21 protein-coding genes are annotated in these 16916 nt (G+C 64.2%); 15 read left to right on the top strand and 6 right to left on the bottom strand.

Annotated elements, in window-relative coordinates:
- Positions 1-57 precede the first annotated feature (57 nt).
- Both ABFO07_RS27630 and ABFO07_RS27625 read right to left on the bottom strand, forming a co-directional pair.
- Positions 58-924 carry an XAC2610-related protein gene (locus tag ABFO07_RS27630; protein ID WP_060014241.1) on the bottom strand — a complete coding sequence of 289 codons (867 nt, stop codon included), beginning with the start codon at positions 922-924 and terminating at the stop codon, positions 58-60.
- Positions 914-1288 carry a winged helix-turn-helix transcriptional regulator gene (locus ABFO07_RS27625; RefSeq protein ID WP_059807526.1) on the bottom strand — a complete coding sequence of 125 codons (375 nt, stop codon included), beginning with the start codon at positions 1286-1288 and terminating at the stop codon, positions 914-916. Before ABFO07_RS27625 ends, ABFO07_RS27630 begins: the two co-directional genes overlap by 11 nt.
- 137 nt (positions 1289-1425) lie before the next feature.
- Here ABFO07_RS27625 and ABFO07_RS27620 point away from each other — a divergent pair, with 137 nt between their 5' ends.
- From ABFO07_RS27620 to ABFO07_RS27605, 4 genes are all read left to right on the top strand, one after another.
- Positions 1426-2058 carry a glutathione binding-like protein gene (locus ABFO07_RS27620; RefSeq protein WP_059985609.1) on the top strand — a complete coding sequence of 211 codons (633 nt, stop codon included), beginning with the start codon at positions 1426-1428 and terminating at the stop codon, positions 2056-2058.
- A 62-nt stretch (positions 2059-2120) separates the two neighbouring features.
- Entirely contained in the window at positions 2121-2444 is a 324-nt protein-coding gene (locus ABFO07_RS27615) for an ArsR/SmtB family transcription factor (protein ID WP_017330601.1), read from the top strand.
- Entirely contained in the window at positions 2441-2851 is a 411-nt protein-coding gene (locus ABFO07_RS27610; protein ID WP_059883529.1) for an SRPBCC family protein, read from the top strand. Before ABFO07_RS27615 ends, ABFO07_RS27610 begins: the two co-directional genes overlap by 4 nt.
- A 28-nt stretch (positions 2852-2879) precedes the next feature.
- Positions 2880-3284 (top strand): DUF1801 domain-containing protein, encoded by a 405-nt coding sequence (locus tag ABFO07_RS27605; protein WP_059564189.1) that lies wholly within the window; start codon positions 2880-2882, stop codon positions 3282-3284.
- 279 nt (positions 3285-3563) lie between these two features.
- On the opposite strand, the gene ABFO07_RS27600 is transcribed toward ABFO07_RS27605, so the two are convergent.
- A complete protein-coding gene (locus ABFO07_RS27600) occupies positions 3564-3782 on the bottom strand; it encodes a hypothetical protein (protein ID WP_347468951.1) in 219 nt (72 codons plus the stop codon).
- A gap of 101 nt (positions 3783-3883) precedes the next feature.
- Between ABFO07_RS27600 and ABFO07_RS27595 the strand changes: the two genes are divergently transcribed.
- Complete coding sequence (locus tag ABFO07_RS27595; RefSeq protein ID WP_347468949.1) at positions 3884-5695, top strand: ExeM/NucH family extracellular endonuclease; 1812 nt, start codon at positions 3884-3886, stop codon at positions 5693-5695.
- A 236-nt stretch (positions 5696-5931) separates the two neighbouring features.
- Positions 5932-6261, top strand: a complete 330-nt coding sequence (locus tag ABFO07_RS27590; RefSeq protein ID WP_059883523.1) for a hypothetical protein — start codon at positions 5932-5934, stop codon at positions 6259-6261.
- Positions 6262-6347: 86 nt separating this feature from the next.
- Here the strand turns inward: ABFO07_RS27590 and ABFO07_RS27585 are convergent, their stop codons facing one another.
- Together ABFO07_RS27585 and ABFO07_RS27580 are read right to left on the bottom strand one after the other, a co-directional pair.
- Positions 6348-7478: a DSD1 family PLP-dependent enzyme gene (locus tag ABFO07_RS27585; RefSeq protein ID WP_060350921.1), complete on the bottom strand. Its 1131-nt coding sequence runs from the start codon at positions 7476-7478 to the stop codon at positions 6348-6350.
- Positions 7479-7606: 128 nt separating this feature from the next.
- The gene (locus tag ABFO07_RS27580) at positions 7607-8566 is read right to left on the bottom strand and encodes a LysR family transcriptional regulator (protein WP_347468948.1); all 960 of its coding nucleotides are present in this window, start codon (positions 8564-8566) and stop codon (positions 7607-7609) included.
- Between the two features lie 256 nt (positions 8567-8822).
- On the opposite strand from ABFO07_RS27580, the gene ABFO07_RS27575 reads away from it, so the two are divergent.
- On the top strand, positions 8823-9155 hold the full coding sequence (locus tag ABFO07_RS27575) for a cupin domain-containing protein (protein WP_059564184.1): 333 nt from the start codon (positions 8823-8825) through the stop codon (positions 9153-9155).
- A 154-nt stretch (positions 9156-9309) separates the two neighbouring features.
- Positions 9310-9696 carry a hypothetical protein gene (locus ABFO07_RS27570; RefSeq protein WP_059883517.1) on the top strand — a complete coding sequence of 129 codons (387 nt, stop codon included), beginning with the start codon at positions 9310-9312 and terminating at the stop codon, positions 9694-9696.
- 33 nt (positions 9697-9729) lie between these two features.
- On the opposite strand, the gene ABFO07_RS27565 is transcribed toward ABFO07_RS27570, so the two are convergent.
- Positions 9730-10785: an AraC family transcriptional regulator gene (locus ABFO07_RS27565; protein ID WP_059960134.1), complete on the bottom strand. Its 1056-nt coding sequence runs from the start codon at positions 10783-10785 to the stop codon at positions 9730-9732.
- Positions 10786-10878: 93 nt separating this feature from the next.
- On the opposite strand from ABFO07_RS27565, the gene ABFO07_RS27560 reads away from it, so the two are divergent.
- The 7 genes from ABFO07_RS27560 to ABFO07_RS27530 all read left to right on the top strand — a co-directional run bounded on the left by ABFO07_RS27560 (position 10879) and on the right by ABFO07_RS27530 (position 16882).
- The gene (locus ABFO07_RS27560; protein ID WP_059807547.1) at positions 10879-11802 is read left to right on the top strand and encodes a sterol desaturase family protein; all 924 of its coding nucleotides are present in this window, start codon (positions 10879-10881) and stop codon (positions 11800-11802) included.
- A 3-nt stretch (positions 11803-11805) separates the two neighbouring features.
- Entirely contained in the window at positions 11806-11994 is a 189-nt protein-coding gene (locus ABFO07_RS27555) for a hypothetical protein (RefSeq protein ID WP_347468945.1), read from the top strand.
- 319 nt (positions 11995-12313) lie between these two features.
- Positions 12314-13297, top strand: coding sequence for a pyridoxal-phosphate dependent enzyme (locus ABFO07_RS27550; protein ID WP_059890298.1), 984 nt, complete (start codon positions 12314-12316; stop codon positions 13295-13297).
- An 85-nt stretch (positions 13298-13382) separates the two neighbouring features.
- Positions 13383-14399 carry an iron-containing redox enzyme family protein gene (locus ABFO07_RS27545; protein WP_060272346.1) on the top strand — a complete coding sequence of 339 codons (1017 nt, stop codon included), beginning with the start codon at positions 13383-13385 and terminating at the stop codon, positions 14397-14399.
- An 83-nt stretch (positions 14400-14482) separates the two neighbouring features.
- Positions 14483-14701: a tautomerase family protein gene (locus ABFO07_RS27540; protein WP_059564179.1), complete on the top strand. Its 219-nt coding sequence runs from the start codon at positions 14483-14485 to the stop codon at positions 14699-14701.
- Complete coding sequence (locus ABFO07_RS27535; RefSeq protein WP_124517050.1) at positions 14691-15767, top strand: fatty acid desaturase family protein; 1077 nt, start codon at positions 14691-14693, stop codon at positions 15765-15767. The genes ABFO07_RS27540 and ABFO07_RS27535 overlap by 11 nt, the downstream gene beginning before the upstream one ends.
- A complete protein-coding gene (locus tag ABFO07_RS27530; protein WP_347468942.1) occupies positions 15764-16882 on the top strand; it encodes an NAD(P)/FAD-dependent oxidoreductase in 1119 nt (372 codons plus the stop codon). The genes ABFO07_RS27535 and ABFO07_RS27530 overlap by 4 nt, the downstream gene beginning before the upstream one ends.
- Positions 16883-16916: the final 34 nt, after the last annotated feature.

Raw genomic sequence — 16916 nt, 5'->3', positions numbered from 1 at the left:
CGGGCGCTCAGCCGTCGACCAGCACAGCACGCAGTCGAACGGCTCGCGGCGCGCGCGTCAGCCTTTCGTCGCTTCCTCCACGCGGACCCAGCCCGACACCGCGCCCACGCGCGGATTGCGATACAGCACCCTCAGCCAGCGAAAGTCGGGGCTCGCGTCGAGCAGCTCCAGCGTGTCGCCTGCAACGACATAGCGCTTCGTCGGCGCATCCGTCATCGCGTCGTGCAGCGGCAGCCGAGCGACCTGCACCTTGAGTGTGAGCTTGCCGCCGCCGTAGGCCTCCGGACGACGCGCGATCCGCCTGCCATGCGCGTCGTAGGTCAGCAGCATCGTTGGCGGCCCGTCGCCGGGTGCGCCGTCGAGCAGCATCGATACGTCGTCGGGAATCGCCTCGGTCGACTGATGGAGATACAGCCGGCCGCTGCCGTCGTAGCGATACGCATCGGTGTACCAGATCGGGCCGCCTCGGCATGAGCTGTACAGCATGCGTTCCTTCGGCTTGACGGCGACATTGATCAGCCCGTCGCAGTTGCCGTGCGGTGCGTCGTTCGGCGGCATGCGCAACGGCTCGAAGCGTTGCCGGGCCGCGTCGTACAGGTAGATCGCGTAGTTGCGGTTGACCTGGCCGAGCGTCGCGGCGAGCGCGAGATCCTGGTGGCCATCGAAGTTGTAGTCGGCGGGTTCGAAGCCGTAATGGCCCTCCTCGTCGGCGGTACCGACGTCGAGCGTCTGCGTCTTGCCGCCCGGCAGGAAGCGGACGGTGAAATGCGCGCTGTCGGCGCGTTCGACGCGGGCGGTCACGTCGTTGTCGACCTTGAACGACGGCAGCGGTTTGGCGGCTTGCGCGGCGAGCGGCAGCGCGCAACAGGCGAAGCAGGCCGCGGCGAAGCGCAGCAACGGCCGGGCACGAACGTCACGCTTCATCGGTTTCCTCGATCATCGGGCAGGACACGTGTGCGCATGCCGCGTCCGCATCGCGCGCCTTCAGCCACAGACCGAAATCCCGCATCACGTCGACGACCGGCCGCAGCCGTTCGCCGTCTTCGGTCAGGTCGTATTCGACCCGCACCGGCACTTCCGGATAGACGGTGCGCCGCACGAGCCCCGCTTCCTCGAGCGCGCGCAGGTCGAGCGTCAGCATCCGCTGCGAGATGCCCGGCACGTCGCGCCGCAGGTCGCTGAAGCGCTTCGGCCCGTCGAGCAGGTACGACGCCAGCAGCAGCCGCCAGCGGCCGCCGAGCAGGCGCATGGCTTCTTCAACGGAACATCCTGTCGCACTCGTTTTCATCCTGCGGGCCCGGTAGGTAAATTTTTTGTGACCACGGCACAAACTTCTGCCGTCTTCTCGTCGATGCGTCGATGCGAGATATTAGCGCCCGCGTCGCGGCGAATCGATAAATCGGCATCGGAACATCAAGGAAGACCATGAAGCTCTACCACGCCCCCGGCAGCTGCTCGCAGGCCATCTGCATCGTGCTGCGCGAACTGAACCTCGACGCGGAGGTCGTCAAGGTCGACGCACGCAGGCATCTCGTCGAAGACGGTGGCAACTACTACGACGTGACCGAACTCGGCTACGTGCCGTTGCTCGCGCTCGCCGACGGCACGACGCTGCGCGAAGGCCCCGCCATTGCGCAATATCTCGCGGACCAGCGCCCGGAAGCGGGGCTCGCGCCGGCCTTCGGCACGCTCGCGCGCTATCGGTTGATCGAATGGCTCAACTTCCTGTCGGCCGAGATCCACAAAGGCTTCATCCCGCTGCTGTATGCGGTGCAGGCGGGGAAGTACGTCGACCCGGCGCGGCAGAAGCTCGCCAGCCGCTTCGCGTGGATCGACCGCCAGCTCGACGGCCGGACCTACCTGACCGGCGACGCGTTCACCGTCGCGGATGCTTATCTGTTCGCGCTGACGGGCTGGGGCAAGGCCGCGTGGATGCAGTCGGTGTACAACGCGGACATCGACCTCGGGCCGTATGCGCATCTCGCCGCCTGGTACGCGCGCGTGCGCAGCCGGCCGTCGGTGCAGTACGTGCTCGCGGCGGACGGGCCGTTGCGCTGACGCTTGACTCGCGCCGATCTTCGCCTATAGTCAATCCATAGCTGGTTGGTTATGGATTGAGAATGTCGAATGCTCACGATGTGCTGTTCAGAACGCTTGCCGACCCGACGCGGCGCGCCATTTTCGAGCGCCTGTGCCGCGAAGGCGAGCAGACGGTCGGCGCGCTGACGGCCGAGGCGGGAATCTCGCAACCGGCCGTGTCGAAGCATCTCGGCGTGCTGAAGCAGGCGGGGCTCGTGCGCGACCGTCACGAGGGCCGCCAGACCCACTACAGCGCGCAGCTCGGCGCGCTGGCCCCGCTGATCGACTGGACGAGCCAGATGACAGGCTTCTGGCAACGCCGCTTCGACCAGCTCGAAGATCTGCTCAGGAGGATGGATCAGTGAATGCCGCCCCGATCGAAACGCGTTCCGTCGTCGTCGAACGCGAAGTGCCGTATCCGCCGGAGAAAATCTGGCGTGCGCTCACGCAGCCGCATCTGCTCGAGGCGTGGCTGATGAAGAACGACTTCGCGCCGGCCGTCGATCATCGCTTCAGGCTCAGCGCGGATTGGGGCGCGGTCGAGTGCCGGGTGCTGGCGGTCGAGCCGAACCGTTCGCTGTCGTACACATGGGCCGCGCTGGGGCTCGACAGCGTCGTCACATGGACGCTCACGCCGACGCAAGCGGGCACGCTGCTGCGCATGGAGCAGGTCGGCTTCCGGCCCGATCAGGAGCAGGCGTTCCAGGGCGCGAAGTACGGATGGCCGAAGTTCTTCACGGCGCTGGAGGGCGTGCTGGCCCGGCCGGAATGAAGGTGTTCGCGTTTGAGGAGAATGAGGCATGGCGAAAGACGAATCGCAGGACGTGGGCGGCGTGTCCGCCGCTCGATTGATCGACGCGAGAATCGAGGAGCTCGGCGATTGGCGCGGCGAGATGCTCGGGCGGCTACGTGCGCTGGTCAAGGATGCGGACCCTGACGTCGTCGAGGAATGGAAGTGGCGCGGCGTGCCGGTGTGGTCGCACGACGGCATCCTCTGCACCGGCGAGACCTACAAGAGCGTCGTGAAGATGACCTTCGCCAAGGGGGCGGCGCTGAAGGATCCGGCGGGCCTGTTCAATTCCAGTCTTGAAGGGAACACGCGGCGGGCCATCGATTTCCGCGAAGGCGAGAAGATCGACGAGACCGCGTTGAAAGCGCTCGTGAAGGCGGCGGTGGCGTTGAACCAATCGAAGGGGAAAGGCTGATCGCGGCGAGCGTCGAACAAGGAGAAAGGCGGCCTTCGCCGAGATGTGCGTCGTCGAAGGCCGCAAACCCGCCTGAAATATCCGAGGCATTCCAGGAAGCACAGCAACTACGTGGTCAGGCGGGACATGAACGGTCGATGCGTTGCGCGGCCGGTTCCCACGGCGCACGCGTTGCCTACTTTTGCGTTTTTCCCTCCGGCAGTCAAGAGGCAAGGCATCCAGATCGTATGGACTCCACGATAAAGACCCGACTGGCTTCATGGGCTCCAGTGTCCACGATCATTGCGTTTCGATCGAATTCGCAATGAACGACGCGACGAGGTCGGCGCACGATTCAATCGCCACGGGTTGAACACGCGTTCCGCCGCATACCGTTCCGATTGCTTCCGGCTTGCTGGCCGGGCCCGGCGTCGATGCACGCATGTCTTTCGCGCAGCGCAACGGACAATATTTCGATGACGCATGCACAAGCGCGCAGCGTTGCGGAATGCGAAACAAGTCCATTCCGGGCGAATTACATCTCCCTGTCTCGCCGTTACTAGAAACTGTCACTTTGTGTTGCTAAGCTTTCGCGACCCTCACAACCCGGGTTCTCCGTCATGCGCCCTCCGATTTCCTCGCTTGCCACCCTGTTGCTCCTGCCCGCTCTCGCTGCCGCGCCGGCGTTTGCGGCCACGGCCGCGCCCGTCAGCTCGACCTGCGGCGGCAGCGCGACGCCGATCGCCGAGATCCAAGGCCCGGGCGCGCCGTCGCCGCTTGCCGGCCAGACCGTGTCGATCGAAGCCGTCGTCACCGCCGATTTCGGCGGCGCGGACGGTTTCAGCGGCTTCTTCGTCCAGCAGGCGGACCCGCAGCGCCGCAACCAGCCGGGCGTCTCCGAGGGGCTGTTCGTCTATGCGCCGAAAGTGCGTGCGAAGGCCGGCGATCTCGTCCATGTGACGGGCAAGGTCGAGGAGAAGTACGGGCAGACGCAGCTCACGCTGTCGGGCGGCATCGCGGTGTGCGCGAGCGGCCAGTCGGTCACGCCCGCGACGCTCACGCTGCCCGTCGACAACGTGAATACGTTCGCCGCGTATGAAGGCATGCTCGTGCGGCTGCCGCAGAAGCTGAACGTCGCCGACAACTACGAGCTCGGCCGCTACGGCAGCGTGCTGCTCAGCAACGGCCGCCTGCGCACGCCGACGAGCGTCGTGCCGCCCGCGCAGGCGCAGTCGCAAATCGACGCGAACGCGCGCAACCGGCTCGTGCTCGACGACGGCTCGAACAAGCAGAACCCCGCGACCGTGCCGTATCCGTCGCCCGCACTGTCCGCCGCGAACACGCTGCGCGCGGGCTACACGGTCAGCAACGTCGAAGGCGTGCTCGAGATGCGCTACGGCGCGTGGCGCCTGCAGCCGGTGCCTGGCGCACCCGCGCCGGCGTTCGATGCACGCGCGAATCCGCGCACCGCGGCGCCCGCGCGCGATCGGCACGCGAACCTGCGCGTCGCTTCGTTCAATGTCCTTAATTATTTCAATGGAAACGGCCTCGGCGGCGGCTTCGACGATCCGAACAACCGCGGCGCGAAGACCTATCAGGAGTTCGTGCGCCAGGACGCGAAGATCGTCAGCGCGCTGAAGGCGCTCGATGCCGACGTGATCGGCCTGATGGAAATCCAGAACAACGGCTACGGCGAACTGAGCGCGGTGCGTCAGCTCGCGGCGAAGCTCGGCGACGGCTGGCGCGTGGTCGACCCGGGCACGTCGCGGCTCGGCGGCGACGCGATCGCGGTCGCGCTGATCTACGACAGCCGCAAGGTCGAACCGGTCGGCCGCGCGGCCACGCTCGCGATCGACGACAAGAACCGCCAGCCGCTCGCGCAGACGTTCCGGCGCATCGGCGGCAAGCATGCGCTGACCGTCGCGGTGAACCATCTGAAATCGAAGAACTGCCCGGACGCAACCAACGACGATCTCGATCAGGGCGACGGCCAGGGTTGCTGGAACCCGACGCGCACGCGCGCGGCGGCGAAGCTCGCCGACTGGCTCGCGGGCACGCCGACCGGCGCGTCGAGCAAGGGCGTGTTGCTGATCGGCGATTTCAACAGCTACACGCACGAGGATCCGATCCGCCTGCTCGAGTCGCGCGGCTATCGCAACCTCGTGTCGCGCTGGCTGGGCGACAAGGCCTACAGCTACGTGTACAACGGCGAAGCGGGCTATCTCGATCACGCACTCGCAACGCTGCCGCTCGCGGCGCACGTGAAGGCCGTGCACGAATGGCACATCAATGCGGACGAGCCGGTCGCGCTGCAGTACACGCTCGCGTACAAGACGGCCGAGCAGCAGCGCACGTATTACGCGCCGGATGCGTATCGTTCATCGGATCATGATCCGGTGCTGGTCGATATCGCGTTGCCGGGCGGGCGGTGATGGGCGGGTGAGTGCCTCTCGAAGGGCGGCGCGCGCGGCATGCGCGTGTCGTCCAGTGCGCGGTGGCACGCGAGGTGGCGTGCCACCCGCGCGCGATGTGCTTGCGACTTGGCCGGACGCGTTGCGCCGGCCTTGCGCGCTTTTACGCGAGCACGTATTTTTCAACGGTCAGTTCGTCATGCGCGTCATGGCGCTTGAGCCTGTTACGACCACACCGTTGACTAATGGAGGGATTCATGCAGAAAAACGAAACGCTGAACATCGGCCAGGAAAACAGCGATCTGTCGATTTCCATCAATTCCCATGGCGAGACGACCATCGTGTATGAGGCGAAGCAGGCGACGTTCAACGATCGAGCGGCGGTGCGCGATCTTGCCGGCGCCATTGCGTCGCGGCTCGGGCTCGAGACCTACGAGGACGGCACGCAGCTCGGTGGCTCCGAGAGCGCTCGCGTCCGCGCGTTCGACAGCTATCCGGAGCGGGCCCGGATCACGGCGAACAAGATCTATCTGGATCACAAGCTGGGGCCCGCGAAGGGCGCCAAGGTGAAGGTGAACAAGATCTAGGCGCGCGTGGTGCGCGGCGAAGATGCGTGTTCGGCCCGCCGCGATCGGGCCTGTCCGGCGCAGCTGCGCAAATCACGCCACGTCGCTCACCACCCGTAGAATCGCGGCCATGTCTGCACCACGCCGTCTTCGTCGACGGCGTGATATTCGGGATGTTGCGCACCGGTGGCGCACGCGTGGTTCGGCAGAATGCGCAGGCGGGTGCCGAGGGGAAACTGCTTCGCGATGTCGGTGTCAGGCGTGACCAGCCGCGACACGATGCCGTGCTCCTGGTTGGCTGCGCTCACGACGTATTCCCCGAGCACCTCGCCGTTTTCGGTGCAGACCTGTCCGTAACCAAAATCCCGGTTCTGACGCTGCGTGCCGCGGTCGCGGCTCATGGCCATCCAGCCCGCGTCGACGATCGCCCAACCTTTCTCCTGTTGATGCCCGATGACGGTCGTCAGCACCGACAGCGCGATATCGGAAAGCGCGCATACCCCCACGTTGTGCATGACGAGGTCGAACATCGCATAAACGCCGGCTCGAACTTCCGTGACGCCGTCCAGGTTCTCGGCCGAGAGCGCGGTGGGCGTCGATCCGATGCTCACGACCGGGCAGGGCAGCCGGGCAGCCCTGAGGCGCTCCGCGGCATGCACGGTGCGGCTGCGCTCCTGCTCGGCAATCTTCACCAGGGCTTCCCGGGCGTCGTATTCGTAGCTGGAGCCGGCGTGCGCCAGCACACCGCCAAGTTTCATTCCGCCGTCGACGAGCGCGCGTCCCACGTCGATCAACAACGTGTCGTCGGGCTGGATGCCCGAGCGATGACCGTCGACGTCGACTTCGATCCACACTTCGAAGCATTCGCCGTGCTCGCGCCCGAAGTCGGCGATTGCCTGCGCCGCCTGCAGGTTGTCGGCGACGATCTTCAGGTCGCAGCCTTGGCGGCGAAGCGCGAGCGCGTGGCGAAGTTTCGCGGGCACCATGCCGACCGCGTAGACGATGTCCCGGATACCGCTCGCGAAGAACTGCTCGGCTTCCTTGAGCGTCGACACCGTGATGCCCTGCGCGCCCGCTGCGATTTGCGCGTCGACCACGTGTGCGCATTTGGTGGTCTTCACGTGCGGCCGGAACTTGACCCCGAGCGTGTCCAGATGCGCCTGCATGCGGTCGATGTTGTGACGCATGCGGCCGACGTCGATCAATGCGGCTGGTGTGTCGAGCGTTTCAATGCGCATGATGTGTTGCCTCGATAGGTTGCCGATGCGAACACTTTAGGCTCGGTGATCTGCGCTGTGTTTAACGCCTGCATAATCCGTCATTAAATTCTTTTTAATGCGTGGAGCGACCCGGGACGAAGCACGACTCACGCCCTGTTGCGCCAGGGCGGCGGGCTGAGAAATTGCTTCGCCGCTTCGAGAAAGATCCGTTGCCGCCCGGATCGGCCGGTTCGCGACGGCAAGAGCGCGGTGACGGGCGCGGACGGCAAATGCCAGTCGGGCAGCAATCGGACGAGCTTGCCGTTCGCGAGCAATGGCGCGACGTCCCATTCGGAGCGCTCCACGATCCCGAGCCCGGCCAGCGCCCATTCCGTGATGACGGTGCCGTCGTTGGACGAAAGCGCACCTGCGACGCGAATGACGGCGGAGCGTCGCGGGTCGCTTTCGTTGTCGCCCGGTTGAGAGAAGCGCCATCGCGGCACGTCCTCGTCGTTCTCCCGCAGGCATAGGCAGTTGTAGCGCGCGAGGTCGGACGGATGGTTCAGATCCTTGATGCGGCGCGCGTACTTGGGGCTTGCGCACAGGAATCGCTCGTTCGGCGCGAGCGGATAGCCGACCCAGGATGATGACCTGAGGTTGCCGACGTGCACGACCACGTCGGCTCCCGGCGCGCTGGTCAATGGGCTTTCGGACAGATGCAGCGATATTTCGAGCTTCGGATGAGCAAGCTGCACGTCGCGCACGATCCGGGACACGTATTTCCGACCGAAGCCAAACGGTGCGACGACGCGCAGCGTGCCTTGTACTTCGCCGTGGTCTCCGGAGAGGTGGACTGGCAGCGCCTCCACGCGCTCGAGAATGTCGAGGGCTTCCTGGTACAGGCGCTGCCCTTCGTCTGTCAGGGAAATGCCCTTCGATTTGCGCACCGCGAGCCGCACGCCCAGTCGCTCCTCCATTCTCTGCAGGCGCATCGTGACGGCAGGGGGCGTGAGATCGAGCAGGCGCGCGGCCGATGCCAGTGAACGCGACGCGCCGATGGCGCGAATCACGCGAAGGTCTTCCAGGTCGAGCATGGTGTGTACCTTAATGCCGGGGTTGTCAGCCATTAAACGATTCGCGGCGTTACGACGCGACGCCGATACGAATCCGGACTTCGTCCGGGCTGCAGCAGGATTCGAAATCCGACAGGAAACTGCGCTGGACATGTGGATGCCGGTCAAATCGAATCTTACTTGGCGCGCCGGCCTGAAGACCGTAGCCGGTCCGTTTTGCCCTTGAAAATAAGTCCGCTGCGATCGCAGCGCCCGGACTACAGTGGATATTTTCCCGTCGTTCACACGAAGGTTGACGCGAGGTCGAGCCATGGAACTTCAAACCGGTAACGTGTTCAGCGTCGAAGCGAAGCGCGGCGGCGACGAGCGGATCGACATGCTCGTCACGGGGCAGCGCCTGAACGTGGAGCGGATCGTGTCGATGGGGCACGCGAGTCCGGAGGGGTTCTGGTACGACGACTCGCGCGCCGAATGGGTCGTGCTGTTGTCGGGGGCTGCCGTGCTGGAGTTCGAGGAGGATGCGACGCTGCACGACATGCGCCCCGGCGACTACGTGCTGATCGAGCCGCATTGCCGGCATCGCGTGGCGTGGACGCATGCGGAGGAGCCGACTGTCTGGTTGGCGATCTATTACGAGCGGTGAGTCGGGCGGCGATTCATATGTGGGACTTTCCCGTCATATGTTCTCGACCATTTCCAGTCGACGGGAAAACGCGAGTCGGGCATTCTTATGCGTGTTCATCCGGATGAACCGCTGATACATCCAATAGAAGCCTCACAACACGCGGAGGTCAACCATGGCATTGCAGCTTATCGCGCCTCAAGACAAATATATGCTGAAGGCGGGCGTCATTAGCCACGACGCCGTCATCGGGCATTTACATCAGGTGCTGAAGTCATTTGCCGCAAAACAGGAATACAGCAAGTTCTATATCGGCATCACCAGCAATTTGAACACCCGGCTGGCCTCTCACCGGGCCAACAAGCCCGATTTCAAATGGATGTGCCCGATTTACGAGGAGGCCGGCAACCTCGTCGAGAACGCCTTCGACCGTCTGGAGCGCAAGGCCATCATGAAATTCAATGCCGGCATCAAGGACCAATCCGGTCAACTGCTACTGCAATGCAGCAACGGTCCAGGCGGTGCGTTGCCGAAGAACCTGCTCTATATCCTGGTCGGCTGATTCGCGATCGCAGCCTGGAAGTTCGGCGCGATCTCAAGCCGACCGTCGTGACCGCCAGGCCTTCGGGCCCTGGCCCGTCCAGCGCCGGAACGAGCGCGTGAACGCGCTCTGCTCCGAGAAGCCGAGCAGGCCGGCGATTTCCGTCAGGGTCAGCTGGCGATCGCGCAGATACTCCTGCGCCAGATGCTGGCGCGTGCTTTCCCACAACGCCCGGAAGTTCGTGTCCGCCTCCTGCAGGCGCCGGTGCAGCGTGCGTTCGGACAGGTGCATGTCCTGTGCGATGTCCGCCAGCGTCACGCGCCCCTGACGCAGCCGCTGCGCCATCAGGCGACGGACCTGCTGCACGAAGTCATCTTCGTCCGGCAGTTGCTTCAGCAGTTCGTCGACCTGTTTCTCGAGGATGGCCAACAACTGCGGGTCGCGATGCTGCAACGGCAGTTGCAGCCAGTCCAGCGGGAAGCGGACGCAGGTCTGCGCCTGGTCGAAACGCACCGGACACTGAAAGAACCGCCGGTAGGGCTCGGGATCGGCCGGCGCCGGGTTGACGAAATCGATGCCGGCGGGCGCGTCCGTCCGGCCGGTGATTTCGCGGGTGATCTGCATCAGCGTGGCGACCGCGCATTCATCCACCAGCGGGCCGGGCCGGCCGCGCTCCACGCCCCAGGTCAGCGCCACCTCGACGCCGTCGGCCCCCGACGCCTGTCGCCACTGCAGCCGGTTGATGTCGTTGACGAGGCGTTCGTAGTGCTGCAGTCGCTCCAGGGCCGCGCCGAGCGTCACGCAGGATTGCAGAAAATAGCCGAGCAGGCCGAGATGGGTCAGGCGCGCGGATTGCCCGAGCCGCAGGCCCAGGTCCGGTTGCGACAGCTGCCGCGAGAAGTGGGTCAGCAGGGCCCGCCAGTCCTGCGCGGGTACGACGATGGCGCCGTCGTCCCGGCGGCGCAGTAGCGCGGCACCGAGCGGGACATCCGCCACGCGCAGGTCGTGCGGCCGCAGGTAATCCTCCAGCACGGCCAGATAGGCGGCGCTGATGCTGCCCTGGATGGCGCCATCCGGTGTCGTGGCCGGCATTTCCGTCGTCTTGGTCATGGCGACAAGTGTCAAAAAATTGGCCGCGGCCGTCAAGCCACCGGGTCGGACGGGCGCTAAGCTGGCCACCATCGACGCAACGAAGGATGGGCCATGCAAGACATCGTGATGCACCTGAATCGGCTGTTGGCATGGCTGGAGCAGTGGACCGGATTCCCGGTCGATTCCAAGCAGGTCATTCTCGTCGCGCTGACGCCGATTTTCCTCGGTACGTTCTTCATCGAGTGGCGGGTCATGGTGCGGCGCGGGCAGGACAAGTACTTCAAGGGCCAGCTCATGCCCATCCTGACCAATCTCAACCTGGGGGCAACCTATCAGGCCTTCGAGCTGGTCGTGCACGCGTTGATTTTCATGTACGCGATGCACTGGGTGTATGACCACCGTTTCCTGAATGTGCCGGTGAATGGGTGGACCATCGTGCCGCTCTTCATTCTGCTCGAGCTCTGCTACTACGTATTCCATCGCACCAGCCACCGCGTGCGCTGGTTCTGGTGCGCGCACGTGTTGCATCACAGCGGCGAGCACATGACGCTGAGCACGGCCATGCGCCAGAGCATGCTGTATTCGCTCACCGGCTACTGGCTGTTCTTCACGCCGCTGATGCTGATCGGCGTCAGCCCCGAGGTCACGCTGGCCATGTACGCCGTCAACCTGGCCTACCAGTTCTTCGTGCACACCGAGGCCGTGCGCAAGCTGCCGGCCTGGTATGAGTACATCTTCGTGACGCCGTCGCACCACCGCGTGCATCACGGCCGGAATCCGCAGTACATCGACAAGAATTACGGCGGGGTACTGATCGTTTTCGATCGCCTGTTCGGAACGTTCGCGCAGGAGGTCGAGCCGGTGGATTACGGGATCGTCCGCCAGGTCCACAGCAACAACATCATCACGCTGAACCTCCACGAGTTCGTGGACATGGTGAAGGACGTGATGAAGCCCGGGCCGCTGTCGCAGCGCGTCAAGCATCTGTGGGCGCCGCCGGAGTGGGAGCGGCCGGCGGCGGAGCAGAGGAGGTGAGGAATGGCGAGGCGGCCGGAAAGCGGTGGTGACGACGGGGATGAGCCCGATCAAATTGATGTCGAATTGGTGCGTGCCGATCAATTACGCTACGAGGATTTGTGGTATGGCGAAGTGCCGGGATATGGCGCGGTTTTTAGGTGGCGCGGCAAGGCGGTTTCGCGGTCTGCTGTAATAAAAAATACAGAGTAAAAATACAGCTGATTATTTCGGTTTGTCATTCATTGGCAGGCCACTCCCTCTGAAAGTACGACGTCCCCCGTCATCGTTTCATGTCGGATTGATGCATTGCGCAAATCAATAGCGCTACATGAGTTTGTAGTGTGAAGAAATGCAAGGATATGGCACAGTGCGACAGCCCAGTCAGGCGGCTTCACGGTCAGCGCACAATTAAAAAACACGGCGGAATTTTTCGGCTTGTCATTCATTGGCAGGCCGGCGGCTTCACGTCAATTGCGCGCTGCGTGTGCCGCTTTGGAGTGAAAATCATTGATAAATGGGGACTATGTCGATGCCATTCGATTCGATACTGCAATGCATCGGCAATACGCCGTTGGTTCGTCTGAACCGCATTACCGACGGAATTGCCGCGAATATTTATGCAAAGTGCGAATTCCTCAATCCCGGCGGCTCGGTCAAGGACCGCATCGGTCTGCACATGGTCGAGGCCGCCGAGCGGGAAGGGCGGATCAAGCCGGGCGACGTATTGATCGAGGCGAGCAGCGGAAATGCCGGGATCGGTATCGCGCTGGCGGGGGCGGTCAAGGGTTATCGCGTGATCATCACCATGCCGGTCAAGATGAGCGCGGAAAAGGAATCGATCCTGGCCGCGCTCGGCGCCGAAATCGTGCGCACCCCGTCGGTGGCATGGGACGACCCGGAAAGCCATATCGAGGTCGCCCGCAAGCTGCAACGCGAGATTCCCAATGCGCACATCCTCGATCAATACCGGAATCGATTCAATCCCGACGCCCACTATCGGTTCACGGCCCAGGAGATGCTCGACGAGCTCGGCGGCCAAATAGACATGGTGGTGATGGGCGTCGGCACGGGCGGCACGATCACGGGCGTCGCGCGGCGAATCAAGGAGTCCTGTCCGAACGTGCAGATCGTCGGTGCGGATCCCGTCGGATCCATTCTGGCCGGCGGCACGCATATCGCCCCCTATCTCGTCGAAGGCATCGGCTACGACTTCATTCCCGACGTCCTGGATCGAGGGCTGGTCGACCGCTGGATCAAGACCAACGATCAGGACGCATTCGACATGACGCGGCGCCTGATTCGCGAAGAGGGGCTGATGTGCGGTGGCTCCTCGGGGTCCGCCGTCTGTGCCGCGCTGGAGGCCGCACGCACCCTCGGCGCCGGGAAAAATTGCGTCGTCGTGCTGCCCGATGGGCTGCGCAACTATATGAGCAAGTTTCTTTCCGACAAATGGCTTGCGGATCACGAGCTGCAGCCGGCCGTGCCTTCCGCCGGGCAGCACGTCGCCGCGTGATTTCCAGTTCCTCCTTTCTCATCCGGCAGGCGTCGCGAGGGCGTTCGGGCCAGCGCGCCTGCCATATCTTCCAAACGGATCAAGCATGCACAAGTTAGTTCGCGATTTCATTTATGCACCGGGCGTGAGCAATGTGTCGGTCGAGCAAGGCAATCTGATCGACGGCATGGACCGGCTGCTCGAGCAGGCCTTCGGCAACGGCGACCCGGCGGCGCGCCTCGAGGTGCAGCGCACCCTCTACGCGATCAATCTGGCGCATCTGGCCACGCCCTGGCAGGGTTCGCCGGTCAACGTGCACCATCCCCTCATCGCGACGCTCAAGTACCGGATCGAGCAGCGCTGGGAGGCGGCGGAACGCGCGACGTACCAGTCGACGCTTGCCGATCTTCCGTCGGTCGACGATTTTCCGGAGTGGGTCAGCCGCCTCGTCGCGTCGCATCACTCCAACGAACTGCATCCGATCTTCCAGTATCTGCGCGACGACGCTTCCCTCGCAGAGATGACGGAATTCTTCAGGCAGGAAACGCCGCTCGAAATGCTGTTCGGCGACATTCTCGCCTTCATGCTGCCCGGCGTGTACGGCTCGATCAAGATGGAGTGCGTGCAGAACTACTGGGACGAAGTGGGCCACGCGGAGGACGCGCGCGTGCATCGCAACATGCGCGCCGATCTCATGAAGGCCCTGGGCATGCGCGCGGACAACTATGTGGTCGACAGCGACCCCCTGGTGCTCGAGGAGCTCGAACTGGTCAACATGTACCTGAGCCTGGCGATGAACCGGCCGGCGCTCACGCAGCTGATCGGCATCATGCTGGCGACGGAGCTCATGATTCCGGGCCGCTTCGAGTATCAGATCGCGGGATGGAAGCGGCTCGGCATGTCCGACACGCAACTCGCCTATCACCTCGAACACGTCACGGTGGACGCCGAGCACGCATATGCATGGCTCCATCACGTCGTGATGCCGATCCTGCGCGAGGATGCGTCGGTGATGGCGGACATGGTGCTCGGCGTGAATCGTCGCCTCGACGCGGCCGCACGCGTCAGCGACCGTCTCTACGCGCACATCCGGACCATGGCCGCCGACGCCCAGCCCGCCTGATCTTCCCAGCCGGCCGGATCGGCGCTCCACGCGCATCGCGAGCGCCGGGCCCGGCCGCGATCCACCAGAGGGAGTTTGCAACCATGCCTTATATCAACGTGAGATTGGCCGACGAAAACATGTCCGCCGAAAAGAAGGCCGAGGTGATTCGTCGGATTACCGACGTGATGGTGGATGTGCTCGGCAAGGATCCGCACAGCACGTTCGTCCTGATCGACGAAGTCCACCCGGACAACTGGGGCTTCGTGGGCGAAACCGTTACGGCTCGACGCAAGCGTCGCGAGGCCGCTCATGGCGAATGAAGTGGCGGGCGATGCCGTGCCGCTCCGGGAAAGCACACTGACGCCGCAGACGGTGCGCGCATTTCTGTCGGACGCGAACTGGAACCGGGTCACGCGTCTCGGGCAACCCCGGCCTTGGCGCAGCGTGGGCATGTATCTGCAGGTCTATGCCGCGATTCTGGGTGCGATGCTGCTCGAACACTGGGTCGATCATGCCGCGTTCACCGTGCTGGCGATCGTTTTCATTGCCGGGCGCCAGCACTCGCTCTACATCCTCAATCACGACGCGAGCCATTACGGGTTGTTCCGGTCGCCGAGGACGAACAAGGCCGTCGCGACGCTGCTCTCGAATCTCGTGATGTTTCATCATCCCGAGGCCTGGTCGTTCGTGCAGTGGCGGCGCGTGCATGTGTTTCACCATATCCATCTCTTTACCGACGACGACCCGAACTATGTGGGCCGTCGCATGCGCGGCGATCTGGAGCGCAGGTACACGCGCTGGATGTTGTGTCGTGCGTGCGTGAAAAGCGGCCTCACCTCCATCGTTCAACTGTTCGTTGGCAAGCAGGACTACGTGCCGCCAAAAGGGCGAGAGACCCGCAAGGGCCATCTCAATCATCTCCGTGCCCTGTTCTGCCGTTTTCACGGCGATGCCGAAACCGAGACCGAGCGACGCATCAAGCTGGTGTTCTTCGCGGTGGCGCTGGCATCGATTGCCTACTTCAATGCCTGGCGGCCCTTTCTCCTGTTGTGGCTGCTGCCGATGTACACGGTCTATCCGATGATCCTGACGCTGATGGATCTGACCGAGCATCGGTGGACCGAGAAGACCGATGACCTCAACGCCAATACGCGTTCGGTGATGCCGAGTGTCGCGCTCAGGCTGTGGATCAGTATGCTGCCGCGCGGGATGCACCGCGAACACCACCTCTACCCGCGCGTGGTGGCGGCGGATCTGCCCGAACTCGGCAGGATCCTGGGCAGCGCCCGTTTCTACCAACCGCCGACCAGTTTTCTCGGCATGCTCGGCGAGCTGGACGAGCAAGGCAAAGGGACGAAGCTCGCGGCCGGAGCGCGGCAGGCATGATGCGCTTCGAATACGGCGTGGTGGGGGCCGGCGTGGTCGGCTCGGCGATTGCCTACCATCTGGCCCGGCGCGGGCGCCGCGTGATGCTGGCCGAGCGTGGCCTGGCGGGCAGTCTCGGCGCGACTTCGTACCGCGGCGGCATCCTCCGGGGTTTCGATACGGACTTGTTCACCGCGCAATTGTGCACCGACGGGCTCGACCACTTCCTGAACTGGGAGGCCCTCGGCTATCCGGGGAGCCGGCCGAGCGATCACGTCGGATTGCTCTACTTGCTCGATCCAGCCAAGCAGTCTTCGGCGCAGCATGTGATCGAGAACCTCGGCGTGACGTCGGGCATCCGGTTCCTGTCGAAGCGCGAGCTGCGCCGGTACGCGCCGTTCGTACCCGATGCGCATGCGGGCCTCGCGGTGCTCGATACGAAGGGCGGCCTGGTGGACCCGACCGGAACGACGCTGGCACTATGCGAGGGCCTGCGCCGGTTCGGTGCTACCGTGCTCGAGCGCGCTGCGCTCTCTGCCATATCGGCGGCCCCGGGGGGCGGATGGCGTCTGGGGTTCGGCGCAGGAAGCGTTCTGGTCGAGCGCCTGGTGCTCGCGACCGGCGCGTCCACCAGGACGTGGCTGCCGTCGCTGCCGATCGTGTCGCGGGCCGTGTCGCTCGTGTGCGTCGAATCGCCGGACCCGATTGCCTTGCCGATGTACGACGAGATATCGGGTGCGTATCTGCGTCCGGCCGGCCCCGGGATGATCCATTGCGGACGCGCCGCGCTCGAGCAGGTGATCGACGGCACATCGGCCGATGTGCCGAGTTCCGTCTATGAGCAGATTCATGCCCGTGCGCGCGTCACGATCGGCGACGGGGGCGCGTCGCGCATCGTCCACGGCATGACCGGATGCGACGCCTACACGCCGACGGGCTTGCCCTATCTCGATTTCGTTGACACCGATCGCACCTTCTACGTGGCAACGGGTTTCTCCGGGCGCGGCTTCAAGTACGCTCTGTGGGCGGGCGATGCCGTGGCGGTCGACCTGTGCGGCGAGCGCACGGGCGTGTCGGGCCGCTCGATCGATCTGTCCGCGTATCGGCTGCCGGATGATGTCCTGCTCGACCGGTAATCATGTCAACCTCCTGTCCCGAACGTCTCGCGGG

The organism is Burkholderia stagnalis, assembly GCF_039848545.1.
Classification (GTDB): Bacteria; Pseudomonadota; Gammaproteobacteria; order Burkholderiales; family Burkholderiaceae; genus Burkholderia; species Burkholderia stagnalis.
This window is presented reverse-complemented; position numbering and strand designations above follow the sequence as displayed.

Bases quoted from the DNA above. Each gene is read 5' to 3' on its own strand.
- ABFO07_RS27630 (WP_060014241.1), bottom strand. From the start codon at position 924: ATGAAGCGTGACGTTCGTGCCCGGCCGTTGCTGCGCTTCGCCGCGGCC.
- ABFO07_RS27625 (WP_059807526.1), bottom strand. From the start codon at position 1,288: ATGAAAACGAGTGCGACAGGATGTTCCGTTGAAGAAGCCATGCGCCTG.
- ABFO07_RS27620 (WP_059985609.1), top strand. From the start codon at position 1,426: ATGAAGCTCTACCACGCCCCCGGCAGCTGCTCGCAGGCCATCTGCATC.
- ABFO07_RS27615 (WP_017330601.1), top strand. From the start codon at position 2,121: ATGTCGAATGCTCACGATGTGCTGTTCAGAACGCTTGCCGACCCGACG.
- ABFO07_RS27605 (WP_059564189.1), top strand. From the start codon at position 2,880: ATGGCGAAAGACGAATCGCAGGACGTGGGCGGCGTGTCCGCCGCTCGA.
- ABFO07_RS27595 (WP_347468949.1), top strand. From the start codon at position 3,884: ATGCGCCCTCCGATTTCCTCGCTTGCCACCCTGTTGCTCCTGCCCGCT.
- ABFO07_RS27590 (WP_059883523.1), top strand. From the start codon at position 5,932: ATGCAGAAAAACGAAACGCTGAACATCGGCCAGGAAAACAGCGATCTG.
- ABFO07_RS27585 (WP_060350921.1), bottom strand. From the start codon at position 7,478: ATGCGCATTGAAACGCTCGACACACCAGCCGCATTGATCGACGTCGGC.
- ABFO07_RS27580 (WP_347468948.1), bottom strand. From the start codon at position 8,566: ATGGCTGACAACCCCGGCATTAAGGTACACACCATGCTCGACCTGGAA.
- ABFO07_RS27575 (WP_059564184.1), top strand. From the start codon at position 8,823: ATGGAACTTCAAACCGGTAACGTGTTCAGCGTCGAAGCGAAGCGCGGC.
- ABFO07_RS27570 (WP_059883517.1), top strand. From the start codon at position 9,310: ATGGCATTGCAGCTTATCGCGCCTCAAGACAAATATATGCTGAAGGCG.
- ABFO07_RS27565 (WP_059960134.1), bottom strand. From the start codon at position 10,785: ATGACCAAGACGACGGAAATGCCGGCCACGACACCGGATGGCGCCATC.
- ABFO07_RS27560 (WP_059807547.1), top strand. From the start codon at position 10,879: ATGCAAGACATCGTGATGCACCTGAATCGGCTGTTGGCATGGCTGGAG.
- ABFO07_RS27555 (WP_347468945.1), top strand. From the start codon at position 11,806: ATGGCGAGGCGGCCGGAAAGCGGTGGTGACGACGGGGATGAGCCCGAT.
- ABFO07_RS27550 (WP_059890298.1), top strand. From the start codon at position 12,314: ATGCCATTCGATTCGATACTGCAATGCATCGGCAATACGCCGTTGGTT.
- ABFO07_RS27545 (WP_060272346.1), top strand. From the start codon at position 13,383: ATGCACAAGTTAGTTCGCGATTTCATTTATGCACCGGGCGTGAGCAAT.
- ABFO07_RS27540 (WP_059564179.1), top strand. From the start codon at position 14,483: ATGCCTTATATCAACGTGAGATTGGCCGACGAAAACATGTCCGCCGAA.
- ABFO07_RS27535 (WP_124517050.1), top strand. From the start codon at position 14,691: ATGGCGAATGAAGTGGCGGGCGATGCCGTGCCGCTCCGGGAAAGCACA.
- ABFO07_RS27530 (WP_347468942.1), top strand. From the start codon at position 15,764: ATGATGCGCTTCGAATACGGCGTGGTGGGGGCCGGCGTGGTCGGCTCG.